Below are 12,334 nucleotides of genomic sequence, written 5' to 3' on the forward strand. Positions count from 1 at the left end.
AAGAACTGCTCACGCTCGAAACGGCGACCTTCGAGATCGAGGACATCGTCGATGTCGGGCAGGACGCGGCCGGTTGGTGCAGTTCGAGCTGTTCGTGCTCCAGCTGTTCCTCCTGCAGCACGTCCAGCTGCTGCTCGACCAGCACCAGCACCGGGTGCGGCGGCTGAGTCCGGCGCTTTCACCCTGAGCCGTCCAGCGACACCGTGAGAGGAGGAAGACATGACGAACCAGACCCTGAGCGTAGAGCTGCTCGACCTCGAGGCAGTGACCTTCGAGGTGGAGGAAGTCGCCGACTCGGCGATGGACATGGCTGCCAGCAGCTCGTCCTGCAGCTGCTCGAGCTGCTGCTCCTGCAGCACGTCCAGCACGTCGTCGTGCAGCACGAGCACGTCCAGCTGCGGCTGATCCACCGCCACGGCTGAGGCTGCGGACCAAGGGCCCTGGTCCGCAGTACCTCGGCCTCACGACCTGACCCGACCCGACCCGCTCCCGAGAAAGCCGCCGCCCGTGACCACGTTGACCGAACACCAGCCGGCCGACCCCGCGCCGGCCGACCCGGAAGCCCTGCTCCGGACCCTTGGCCGGGACCTCGCCGGCCTGATCAGCCCGCGCACCGCCCAGTACAGCGGTGTGCTCGACCTCGCCGTCCTCGGCCTGCCCGGCCAGGACCTGCGACACCTCTACCAGGTCGGCCCGTCCTCGACGGCCCGACTCAGCCTTCGCCTGTACGGCGGAACGGTGGTGGTCGCGTCGACCCCGGCCGACGACGGCCCGTGCCCGCACTGCCTCGACCGCCGCTGGCTGGCGTGCCGTCCGACCGTCGAGCGCCGCGTTCTGGAGGATCCGCGCGGTGTGCTCGGTCCGCGCGAGCTCGATGCGCCCGCGCCGTACGTGGTGGCGGTTGCCGCCGCCCTGCTCGACGAGGCGGCCAGTCAGGTCTCGCCAGGAGCGGTCTGGGAGATCGACAGCCTCACCGGTCGCGTCGAGCGGTACGGGCTGATCAAGGACTCCTCCTGCGAGCGTTGCTCGGTCCCGCTGGAGGACACCGCGCGGGCGGCCCGGATCCGGATCGTCCCGACGCCCAACGCCGCACCGGGCAGCACGCGCACCAGGTCGCCGGAGTCCCTGCAGCTACCGATGGAAGCGCTGGCCAACCCGGTCTGCGGAGTCCTCGGAGCCCCTGCCTTCCGGGCGTACCACGCCACGGCCACCGCTCCGGTCAGCGGGCACTTCGAAGTACGGAGCAAGTACGGCCTGCACGAGATGTGGTGGAGCGGCCACGCGGAGAGCTACCAGCGCAGCGAGTTGCTGGGCGCTCTGGAAGGCCTCGAACGTCACGCCGGCCAGCTGCCCCGCCGGAACCGGATCGCTCGTCGCGCCGCGGTCAGCGAGCTCGACGTACCATACGTCGAGCTGGAGCAGTGCGGGCTCTACACGCCCGAGTTCTACCGGGGACACTTCGAGCAGTATGTCCCCTGGTCCGAGAACCCTTCGGTGCCGTGGGTCTGGGGCTGGTCGGTCCGTGACGACCGGGCGCTGCTCGTGCCCGAGCAGATCGTCTACTACCTCGATCACCACGCCGACCACCGCAACACCGTGCAGGAGTGCTCCAACGGGTGCGCGTCCGGCAGTTCGGTGACGGAGGCGGTCCTGCACGGGCTGCTGGAGCTGATCGAGCGGGACGCCTTCCTGATCGCCTGGTACAGCGGGCTCACGCCCCGCGAGATCGACCTGGACACGGTCGACGAGCCGCTGGTCCGGCAGATGCGCTCGCACGTCGACCTGCTCGGCTACGACCTGCGGTGCTTCGACATCCGGATCGACCTGCCGGTGCCGGCGGTCGGTGCGGTCGCCGTACGGCGTGACGGCGGGCCGGGCACGCTCTGCTTCGGCGGTGGCGCCTCGCTCGACCCGGCGGACGCCGTCCGGGCCGCGGTCTGTGAGGTCGCCTCGTACGTGACCGGCTTCGACGAGCGGGTCGCGGCCCGCAAGGACGAGGTCGAGGCGATGGTGACCGACTACGCCAACGTCACCGAGCTGGCGCACCACGCGCTCCTGTTCGGCCTGCCCGAGATGGCGCCGTACGCCGAGCACTGGCTTCGCCAGTCGACGCGGACGCCGCTGGACGAGGTGTACGCCGACTGGACCCTCAACAGGCCGCCGCTGACCGACCTGGCCGACCCGGTCCGCGAGATCGTCGGCCTGCTGGCCGCGCAGGGTCTCGACACTGTGGTGGTCGACCAGACGACGCCGGAGCAGGCCGGACTCGGCATCAACACGGTCGCCACGATCGTGCCCGGCCTGATCCCGATCGACTTCGGCTGGCACCGGCAGCGGGTGCTGACGATGCCCCGGATGCTCTGGGCGCCGTACCAGGCCGGGCTGACCGAGCAGCCGCTGCGGCCCGACCAGCTGCACCACGTCCCGCATCCCTTCCCGTAGGAGTTGAGTGCTGTGAACGCAACGAGACCGCCCGGGTCGGCGATCGCGCTGGAGTACGCCGAGCGGATGTTCCGTCGCCAGCAGGTCGTCCTGCCCCCGATGGGGTTCCGGGTCGACTGGGACGACCAGCCGGCGCGCCACAAGCTGTACGTCGACGTACCGAAGGTGCCACTGCCCGCGCCCTTCGACGGGCTGCCCGCGATCAGCGTCGCGGCGGCGGCCTCGGTCGCGGCCGGCCCGGTCGCGACCGAGATGCCCTCGGCGGAGCAGCTGGCCTCGGTACTGGGCTGCTACGGCCTGATCGGCCGCCGCACCCAGCCGAACTGGAACGAGGACAGCAGCTCGAAGCTGGGCTCGGACCGGCCGGTGTGGGCGCGGCCCACTGCCTCCGGTGGTGGCATGTACCCGGCCGAGAGCTACCTGGTCGCCGGTCCGGCCGCGCCGCTGCGGGCCGGCGTCTACCACTACGACACGGCGGCGCACAGCCTCGACCGCCTGTCCGGTGCCGACCACAGCGCCGACCTGGCCGAGGCGACCGGGACCGCTGCCGGGCTGTACCTCGTGTCCACGTTGCGGTTCTGGAAGAACGCGTTCAAGTACAACTCCTTCAGCTACCACGTCGTGACGCAGGACGTCGGCGCGCTGCTGGCCTCGTGGCGGCTGGTGCTCGGTGCGTTCGGCGCCGTACCGCAGCCGGTGCTCTGGTTCGACGAGGGGCCGGTCTGCGCGGCACTCGGGGTGGACGGCCGGACGGAGGCGCCGTTCGTCGTCGTACCGCTGGGTCCGACCGGGGCGGCCGGTGAGCCGACGGGGGAGCGGCTCGCGTCGCGACCGGTTCCGCGGGAGCGGCACCGGGTCTGGGAGCGGTCGCGGCGCGTCCGCGACTTCCCGATGGTTGAGCAGGTGCACGCCGCCGCACTGGTCGGCGACTCCCCACGGCCGGTGGCAGGCCCGGAGGTCGCGGTCGGCAGCGGGCCGGAGACCAGCATCGAATTACAGTTGCCTGAAGCAACTACTCCCGAGAGCGACCTGGCGACGAGTCTACGCACGAGGCGCTCCAGCTTCGGTCTGTTCTCGGCCCGGCCGGCCCTCGCCGCCGCGGACCTCGGACAGGTGCTGGCCACGGTCGCCGCGGTCTCCCGCGGTGGCACGGACACCGCACCGGCTCCACGGACCGGCAGCTGGATCAGGCAGTGGGTCCTGCCCAACTCCGTCGAAGGCCTGGAGAAGCGCGGCTACCTGTACGACGACAGCCGCCATCGCCTGGTCGGTGTACAGCCGATCGACTTCTCCGAGCTGCAGCGGCACTACGCGCTGGCCAACTACAACCTGCAGGAGGTCGCCGCCGTACTGGTCCTCACCGGTCGGCTGGAGGCACTGGTGGAGACCTATGGCGCCCGCGGCTACCGGATGCTCAGCATCGAGGTCGGCCAGGCCGCCCAGAGCACCTACCTGGCCGCCACGGCGCAGGGGATCGGTGTCGGCGCCGTACTGGGGATCGACAACCCGGCGGTGGACGACATGCTCGGCCTGACCGGGACAGGGGAGTCCAGCATGCTCTTCATTCTGCTGGGCCACGAGAGACGAGTGGTGGCCGGCTACGAGCACCTGGTGCACGGTCCGGAAGGAGTCGGACGATGACCGACCTGCACGAGATGACCCGGCAGCCCGACCTCGGTCCGGGACAGTGGCGGCTCGGCCCGACCTGGTTGCTGCGGGTCGCCGGCCAGCCGGCGGCCCGGGCGGAGGCGTTGCGGACACCCGCGGCGGTGGCCTGGACCGAGGAGGTGTTCGCGGCCGAGGCCGAGCGGGACCGAGTCGGTGAGATCTTCCGGCTCGCGCTGGAGACGGCGATCTCCGGCCTCGGCCCGGAGGACTCCGGGCGGATCACGCTGATCAACCTGCGCCGGGACGTGTTCAACGCCCGGCGTCCACGTCCGGTGATCCGCGAGCGGGCGCAGGCCGCCCTGCCGGAGGTCAGCTGGGTCTGGGCCGAGCGATGGATCGCCGCGGTCGACCGGCTGGCCGAGCTGCGCGTCGCCGGGCCGGGCATCCTGGCCGACGACGTGGCAAGGGTCCGGGCCGTCGCACGGCAGTTGCTCGACGACGGCAAGCTGCGCAGCGCCGTTCTGCTGCAGTCCGAGGTGCTCGAGAAGAACATGGATCGGTACCTCGACCCGGCGCGCAAGCTCGACAAGAGCGGCCGGCAGGTCGAGCGGACCCTGCTGGAGCTGCTCTACCGGGCCGCGCTGAAGACGAGTCCGTTCAGCACCCTCACCTCGGTCGGACTGGGTGAGTTCCGTGCTGACTCCGTACGGCGGCGCCCGGAGCCTGCGTCGCTGCGGCAGCAGTCGACCGTACGACTCAACATCGCCGTACTGGCTCGTCTGTCGGCCGTGATCCTGGCCGACCCGTCACTCCGGTCCGGGCTGCGCGTCACGCTGGCACCTGGAGCCAGCACCAACGGCGAGACCATGCGGTATGTACGGCGCCGGACCGCGCTGGGCAACGACCCGGACGCCGTCGTCGCGATCGACAGCGTGCACGAGGACCTGTTCTTCTTGCCCAGTGGTCCGGTGCTCGCCGAGGTCGCCGAGCTCACCAGGGACGTCTCGGTACCGCTGCACGAGCTCGCGGCGCACCTGACGGGTGCCGGGGACCGTGGCCGGGCCGAGGTCGACCAGCTGCTCGGACACCTGCTGCGGCTGGGCTTCCTGCTCGCACCGGACCTGCAGATCGACCTGCGGGCGGCTGAGCCGACGGTGCGGTTCGTCAGGGCGCTGGAGCTGCAGGACAACAAGGTGCTGAAGGCAACAGCCGCCCTGCTCGCCGAGACGCTCTCGCTGGTCGGGAGCTACCGGGAGACGCTGCCGCGCGGCCGGGCCGCCGTACTGGCGCAGATCAAGCAGCGGGTGAGTGCCGCGTTCGAGACGATCGGCGGCCCGCTGGAGGCCGTGCCACGGACGGTGCTCTACGAGGACACCACGGTCACGGGGGCCGGTCTGGACGTCGATGCCAGGCGGTGGGACCGGGAGGTGCTGCCCGCGCTGGCGGACTTGGCCGACGTACTGCCCGCGTTCGACCTCAACCTGCCGCGCAGGCTCACCGCGAAGGGCTTCTTCGTCGCCCGGTACGGCGCCGGCGGCAGCTGCCCGGACGTGGTGCGGTTCTGCCACGAGTTCCAGCGCGACTTCTTCGATCCCTACAGCCAGCGGGCGATGCGCCGTCGTCAGTTCGACGACGACAACACCTTCGTGCCGCAGGAGAACTGGTTCAAGCTGGACGGCATCGAGGCGGTCGACCGGGCCCGCGAGCTGGCGTCGGCGTACCTGCGCGACCGCAAGGCGGCGTCCGGGCCGGACGTGGAGGAGATCCAGCTCGGCAGCGGCTTCGTCGAGCAGGTCCGCGCGGCGCTGCCGCCGGGACGTCAGCTGGCTCAGCCCTGGTCGTTCTTCGTCCAGGTCGCCGACGACGGCGGTGACGGAGCAGGCCGCGTGGTGCTCAACCAGGCGTACGCTGGGCTGACGCTGATGTTCTCCCGGTTCGCCCACAGCCTCGAGGACGGCGGTGTGCCGGCCCAGCGCCTGATCCGGGACACCGTGCGCGGCTACGCACCGGACGGCGCCGTACTGGCCGAGCTGCGCGGCGGCTACGAGACGACGAACCTCAACGTCCACCCGGTGGTGACCGACTACGAGATCGTCTGCCCCGGCGACGCCAGCAGTCGGCCTGTCGAGGAACAGATCGGACTGGCCGACCTGTACCTGCTGCACGACCCGGAGGCCGACCGGGTGCGGCTGATGTCGGCCCGCCTCGGTCGCGAGGTGATCCCGGTCTACCTGGGCTTCCTGATGCCGATGGCGCTGCCGGAGATCCAGCAGGTGCTGCTGTGCTTCTCGCCGTCCGGGATGGCCCAGATCGACCTGTGGGCCGGGACCGGCGACCCGGTCCCTGCCGAAGGCATCACGTCGTACCCGCGGCTGATGCTGGGGGAGCTGGTGCTGCAGCGGAGGATGTGGAAGCTGTCCACCGACGTCTTCCCGTTCCGGGACAGCCGGAACAGCGATGCCGAGCACCTGCTGCGGGTGCAGCGGTGGCGTCGTGAGCACGGGCTGCCCCGCCGCCTGTTCGCGCAGACCGACAGCGGAGCGGCACGGTCACCAGGTGACGACGCGGACCACGCCGGGCCCGACCGCAAGACCGGACGCAAGCCGCTGCCGGTCGACTTCGACAGCTGGCTGTCACTGGTCCTGCTGGAGCAGCTGGCGCTGGGTGCGAAGAACCGGATCGTGCTGACCGAAGCGAACCCCGACGTCGACCAGCTGTGGCTGCGGGACGAGGAGGGCAGCGCGCACGTCAGCGAGCTGCTGCTGGAGCTCTACGACACCGGGAGGGATTCCGATGACCGATGACTGGGTCGCCCTGCACGTGTTCTACGCCAGCGACGCCAACCCGATCCTGGTGGAGGCGGTCCGGCCGCTGGTCGCCGAGCTGCGCCAGGACGGGCTGATCGACGGCTGGTTCTTCATCAAGTACTGGATGGAGGGACCGCACGTCCGGGTCCGGCTGTACCCGGCCGACCCGGCCCGGCGCGACGAGGTCGAGGCGCGGGCCACCGCCGCGATCGAGGCGTTCCTGAAGCGCCGGCCCGCCCTGTACGACACCGACGTCGCCGGACTCGGCGAGCTGTACCGGAAGATGTACGTCGCCGAGTACGGCGAGGAGCGCTACGTCGAGGAGTACGGCGACGGCGAGATGCCGTTCCGGCCCAACAACAGCGTGATCGCGTTCGACTACGAGCGCGAGTACGACCGGTACGGCGGTCCCGTCGGCATGGAGCTGGCGGAGTGGCACTTCGAGCACTCCAGCGACCTGGTGGTCAAGCTGCTCGCCACCTCCAACACCCACGTCCGGCCGGTGCTGCTCGGCCTGGCGACCCAGCTGTCGCTGCTGACGGCGTACACCTTTCTCGGCACCGACGAGGCGGTGCGCCGGTTCTTCGAGCGCTACCGCGGGTTCTGGGAGACGTCGTACCAGGAGCCGTCCGACGACTACCACGGTTCCTTCGACAAGAGCTACGAGCTCACGAAGGCCACGCTGCTGGAGCGGATCGACCGGATCCGTGCGATCACCGGGCAGACCGGCGAGCAGGCGCTGTCCGGGATCGAGCTGACCTGGCTGAGCCACTGCCGCGAGCTGCGCGACCGGGTCCGGGCTGCGGCCGACCGGGGTGAGCTGCGCTTCGCCGGGGGCCGGGCGGTCGACGACCCGGAGGCGCTGGCCGCTGTACTGCTCAGCTCGTACATCCACATGACCAACAACCGGTTCGGCGTGGCGATCCTCGACGAGATCTACCTGTCCTACCTGATCGAGAAGGCGCTCGACCCGGCCGCCCGCCTGGCCGAACCGACATGAGCGCGCCGGTGGCCGACGACTGGCTGACCGTGGCCCGTCCGGTGCTGCGCAGCACGGTCGAGGTCGGGCCCGGCCTGCTCAAGGGCGCCCAGGTGGTGCACATCGTGGGCGACCGTGAGACCAGCGCGTTCCTGCGGGTCGGGCCGCGCGAGGCCTTCCTGATGCGGCAGCTCGACGGCAGCCGGACCCTGGCCGAGATCGGAGTCCTGTACGCCGAGCAGTTCGGCAAACGGCTCGCCGCGGCGCACTGGCAGCAGCTGCTCACGATGCTCGCCGGCCACGCGCTGATCGAGCCGGCCCAGCCGGACCGCCTGTCCGAGATCAGAGCCAAGGCCGAGGAGACCCGGCGGGCCAACGGGCGCTCGCCGTTGCTGTGGCGGCGGCCGATCCCGGGCGCGGCGGAGCTCGCCGTACGGCTGGCGGGCCGGCTGGGCTGGATGCTGCGGCCGCTGGTCGCCGTACCGCTGGCTGGGCTCGGTCTGGCGGTCGCGGCGTACACGCTGGTCGAGTGGACGCAGCTGTGGTCGGCCATGACGAGCAACCCGTCGCGCTGGACGGCGACGGTGGTGGGGCTGCTGATCGCGTGGCTGGTGATCGCCGCGCACGAGGTGTTCCACGGCATCGCCTGCGTCCGGTACGGCGGCCGCCCGACCGAGATCGGCGTGATGTGGCGGTTCCCCATGATCGCGCCGTACTGCAAGGTCGACGACGTCGTCACGTTCGGCCGCCCGGCCCACCGGGTGGTGACCGCGTTCGCCGGGATCTACGTCAACCTGGTCGCGCTGCTGCCGTTCGCGGCGCTGTGGTGGTGGGGGCCGCAGTCGGGCTGGTGGCACGGGCTGGCCGCCGTAGTGCTGCTGTTCGGTGTCGCGTCGGCGCTGGTCAACCTGGTCCCGGTGCTCAAGCTGGACGGCTACCACATGCTCGAGCACGCCACCTCGACGACGAACCTGCAGACCGAGTCCTTCCGGTACATCGGCGCGGTGCTGCGCCGCGCGACCGGTGAATACCCGGCGCGCGGCCGGGTCGTCTATCCCCTGTACGCCGCGGTGTCGGTCGCGATCCTGCTGCCGCTCGTGGTCGTCGTACTGCGGACCTGGTATCTGACGCTGAGCGACCTGTGGGGCCCCGCGGCCGCAGTCGCCGTGCTGGTCGGGGAAGCGGTGATCGCTGGTCTGGTTCTACGCTGGGCAGTACGACGGCGACGCACAGCGACGGAGGCGACCTGATGGATGTTCTGCAGGCGATCCTGGGCATCCTCTTCGTGCTCGGCCTGAGCAGCGGCGGCTGGATCGTCTGGGGCGTCGTCCAGAGCCGCCAGCAGGCCCGCGAGCTGGAGGCGCTCCGCGAACGCGAGCTGACCGAACGCGAACGCCTCCGGATCGAGTCGGAGGAACGCATCCAGGAGCGCGCCGACCGCATCTACCTGGACGCGGTCCGGCGTCACACCGGCGAGCTCCCGCCCTCTCGCGACAACTAGGCGAGCGCGGCTCGGGCCTCGATGAAGGCCGCGACGGCGTTCTCGACGTCTTCGGTCGAGTGCGCGGCCGAGAGCTGCGTGCGGATCCGCGCCTTGCCGTGCGGTACGACGGGGTACGAGAAGCCGATCACGTAGATGCCGAGCTCCAGGAGCTTGTCGGCCAGGCGGCCGGCCTCGGCGGCGTCGCCGATCATGACCGGCGCGATGGGGTGGTCGCCGGGCAGCACGTCGAAGCCGGCCTCGGTCATCTTGGCGCGGAACAGCGCGGTGTTGGCGGCGAGCTTGTCGCGCAGGTCGCTGGAGCCGCCGATGAGCTCCAGGGCCTTCAGTGAAGCGGCCGTCACCGACGGGGCCAGCGAGTTCGAGAACAGGTACGGGCGGGAGCGCTGACGGAGCAGCTCGACGATCTCGGCGCGGCCGGAGACGTAGCCGCCGGAGGCGCCGCCGAGGGCCTTGCCGAGCGTGCCGGTGACGACGTCGACGCGGTCCTTCACGCCGAACAGCGACGGCGTCCCGGCGCCGTCCGGGCCGACGAAACCGACCGCGTGCGAGTCGTCGACCATCACCAGTGCGTCGTACCGCTCGGCCAGGTCGCAGATCTCGTCCAGCGGGGCGACGTAGCCGTCCATCGAGAACACGCCGTCGGTCGCGATCAGCCGGTAGCGCGCGTCGGCGGCGTCCTTCAGCTGGGCCTCCAGGTCGGCCATGTCGCGGTTCTTGTAGCGGTACCGCTTGGCCTTGGACAGCCGGATGCCGTCGATGATGCTGGCGTGGTTGAGCTCGTCGGAGATCACCGCGTCCTCGGCCCCGAGCAGCGTCTCGAACAGCCCGCCGTTGGCGTCGAAGCAGGAGCTGTACAGGATCGTGTCGTCGGTGCCGAGGAAGTTGCTGAGGGCACCTTCCAGGTCCTTGTGGATCTCCTGGGTACCGCAGATGAAGCGCACCGACGCCATCCCGAAGCCCCACCGGTCGAGCGCGTCCCGGGCCGCTCCGACGACCTCGGGGTGGTCGGCCAGGCCGAGGTAGTTGTTGGCGCAGAAGTTCAGCACCTCCTTGCCGGAGGCAACCGAGATGGCGGCGTTCTGCGGGGAGCTGATCACCCGCTCGGACTTGTACAGCCCGGCGTCGCGGATCTCGCCGATCGTGATGGTCAGGTCGTTGCGCATCCGGCCGAACATCAGTGCTTCTCCTCGTACGTCGGGTGGGTCCAGTCCATGATGACCTTGCCGCACTGCCCGTGCCGCGCGGTGTCGAAGGCGAGCTCGAAGTCGGCGTACCCGAACCGGTGGGTGATCACCGGGGCCAGGTCGAGGCCGCGCTCCAGCATCACCGACATCGAGTACCAGGTCTCGAACATCTCCCGGCCGTAGATGCCCTTGATCGTCAGCATGTTGAGCACGACCGTGCCCCAGTCGATCGCGATCTCGTCCGCCGGCAGCCCGAGCATCGCGATCTTGCCGCCGTGGTTCATGTTCGCGAGCATGTCGCGCAGCGCGACCGGCTGCCCGGACATCTCCATCCCGACGTCGAAGCCCTCGCGCATCCCCAGCTCGCGCTGCGCGTCGGCGATGCTCTCCTCGCCGACGTTCACCGCCCGGGTCACGCCGAGCTTGCGGGCCAGGTCGAGGCGGTAGTCGGACAGGTCGGTGATCACCACGTTGCGCGCGCCGGCGTGCAGCGCGACGGCCGCGGCCATGATCCCGATCGGCCCGGCGCCGGTGATCAGCACGTCCTCGCCGACGACCGGGAACGACAGAGCAGTGTGTACGGCGTTGCCGAACGGGTCGAAGATCGCGGCGACGTCCAGGTCGACCGGGTCGCGGTGCACCCAGACGTTCGTGGCCGGCAAGGCGACGTACTCGGCGAAAGCGCCGGGGACGTGGACGCCTAGGCCGCGCGTCTTGATGCACAGGTGCCGCCGTCCGGCCCGGCAGTTGCGGCACCGGCCGCAGACCAGGTGGCCCTCACCGCTCACCACGTCACCGGCCGTGACGTCGCGGACCCCGGCGCCGACCTCGACCACCTCGCCGCAGAACTCGTGCCCGGTGACCATCGGGACCGGCACGTTCTTCCGCGCCCAGGCGTCCCAGTTCTGGATGTGCAGGTCGGTGCCGCACAGCCCGGTCCGGAGCACCTTGATCAGGACCTCGTCGGCTTCGATCCCGGGCTCGGGCACGTCCTGCAACCACAGGCCGGGCTCGTTCTTCGCCTTCACCAGCGCCTTCACACGACTCTCCTGACCAGCGCCGTCTCCTCGACGGTCGCGTCCACATCGTCGTCCTCGGCAACGGCACGCGTCCATCGACACGTCGTACACAGCCTTTGCAGTCGATCTGCATACTGGTCGCCATGGGACGGGGGCTGATCAGGGGTGCGGGGGTCGTCCTGCTGCTCGCGGGCCTCGGGATGCTCGGCTGGGTCGGCTGGCAGTACGTCGGGACGGGGGTGACCTCGAACCGGACGATGGACCAGCTCGAGCAGGACCTCCGGGACCGGTGGCAGACGCCCACGGCCCCGCAGGAAAAAGCCCAGCCGGAGACCGGTACGGCGATCACGCTGCTGCGGATCCCGAAGTTCGGTCCGGACTGGGAGAAGCCGGTGGTCGAGGGAGTCGGCAAGGACGAGCTGGCCCGCGGCATCGGCCACTACCCGCAGACCGCGCTGCCGGGCGAGCCAGGCAACTTCGCGATCGCGGGGCACCGGGTCACCCACGGTTCGCCGTTCCGGAAGCTGCTGGAGCTGACCAAGGGCGACCAGGTGATCGTCGAGACCGCCGACGCCGTCTACACCTACGAGCTCGACGGCTCCCCGAAGGACCTGACCGTGAAGCCGGCCGACACCTGGGTGCTCGACCCGGTCCCCGGCAAGCCCGGCTCGTCACCCACCCAGCCGATGCTCACGCTCACCACCTGTCAGGACCTGTTCCACTCCCCGGACCGTTCGGTCGCGTTCGCGCACTTGGTGAAAACCGACCGCAAGTCCTGATTTAGGCTGTCG

10 protein-coding genes are annotated in these 12,334 nt (G+C 70.5%); 8 read left to right on the forward strand and 2 right to left on the reverse strand.

Features of this window, described 5'->3' with window-relative positions; translation table 11 throughout:
- Positions 1-219 precede the first annotated feature (219 nt).
- From ACLQ2O_RS04915 to ACLQ2O_RS04945, 7 genes are all read left to right on the forward strand, one after another.
- Entirely contained in the window at positions 220-405 is a 186-nt protein-coding gene (locus ACLQ2O_RS04915; RefSeq protein WP_184800027.1) for a hypothetical protein, read from the forward strand.
- 102 nt (positions 406-507) lie between these two features.
- Positions 508-2,442, forward strand: a complete 1,935-nt coding sequence (locus tag ACLQ2O_RS04920) for a TOMM precursor leader peptide-binding protein (protein ID WP_425827611.1) — start codon at positions 508-510, stop codon at positions 2,440-2,442.
- 12 nt (positions 2,443-2,454) lie between these two features.
- Complete coding sequence (locus tag ACLQ2O_RS04925) at positions 2,455-4,083, forward strand: SagB/ThcOx family dehydrogenase (RefSeq protein ID WP_425827613.1); 1,629 nt, start codon at positions 2,455-2,457, stop codon at positions 4,081-4,083.
- On the forward strand, positions 4,080-6,854 hold the full coding sequence (locus ACLQ2O_RS04930; RefSeq protein WP_425827615.1) for a lantibiotic dehydratase: 2,775 nt from the start codon (positions 4,080-4,082) through the stop codon (positions 6,852-6,854). The genes ACLQ2O_RS04925 and ACLQ2O_RS04930 overlap by 4 nt, the downstream gene beginning before the upstream one ends.
- Positions 6,844-7,857, forward strand: coding sequence for a thiopeptide-type bacteriocin biosynthesis protein (locus ACLQ2O_RS04935; protein ID WP_425827617.1), 1,014 nt, complete (start codon positions 6,844-6,846; stop codon positions 7,855-7,857). The genes ACLQ2O_RS04930 and ACLQ2O_RS04935 overlap by 11 nt, the downstream gene beginning before the upstream one ends.
- A complete protein-coding gene (locus tag ACLQ2O_RS04940) occupies positions 7,854-9,086 on the forward strand; it encodes a hypothetical protein (protein ID WP_425827619.1) in 1,233 nt (410 codons plus the stop codon). Before ACLQ2O_RS04935 ends, ACLQ2O_RS04940 begins: the two co-directional genes overlap by 4 nt.
- Positions 9,086-9,337, forward strand: a complete 252-nt coding sequence (locus ACLQ2O_RS04945; RefSeq protein ID WP_425827621.1) for a hypothetical protein — start codon at positions 9,086-9,088, stop codon at positions 9,335-9,337. The genes ACLQ2O_RS04940 and ACLQ2O_RS04945 overlap by 1 nt, the downstream gene beginning before the upstream one ends.
- Here the strand turns inward: ACLQ2O_RS04945 and ACLQ2O_RS04950 are convergent.
- Both ACLQ2O_RS04950 and tdh read right to left on the reverse strand, forming a co-directional pair.
- Positions 9,334-10,515 carry a glycine C-acetyltransferase gene (locus tag ACLQ2O_RS04950; protein ID WP_425827623.1) on the reverse strand — a complete coding sequence of 394 codons (1,182 nt, stop codon included), beginning with the start codon at positions 10,513-10,515 and terminating at the stop codon, positions 9,334-9,336. The two genes, ACLQ2O_RS04945 and ACLQ2O_RS04950, sit on opposite strands and share 4 nt — an antisense overlap.
- A complete protein-coding gene (gene tdh / locus ACLQ2O_RS04955) occupies positions 10,515-11,564 on the reverse strand; it encodes an L-threonine 3-dehydrogenase (RefSeq protein WP_425827625.1) in 1,050 nt (349 codons plus the stop codon). Before tdh ends, ACLQ2O_RS04950 begins: the two co-directional genes overlap by 1 nt.
- Positions 11,565-11,686: 122 nt before the next feature.
- Between tdh and ACLQ2O_RS04960 the strand changes: the two genes are divergently transcribed.
- Positions 11,687-12,322 carry a class E sortase gene (locus ACLQ2O_RS04960; RefSeq protein ID WP_425827627.1) on the forward strand — a complete coding sequence of 212 codons (636 nt, stop codon included), beginning with the start codon at positions 11,687-11,689 and terminating at the stop codon, positions 12,320-12,322.
- Positions 12,323-12,334: the final 12 nt, after the last annotated feature.

The sequence above is a fragment of the Kribbella sp. DT2 genome (assembly GCF_049844575.1).
In the GTDB taxonomy this organism is placed as follows: domain Bacteria; phylum Actinomycetota; class Actinomycetes; order Propionibacteriales; family Kribbellaceae; genus Kribbella.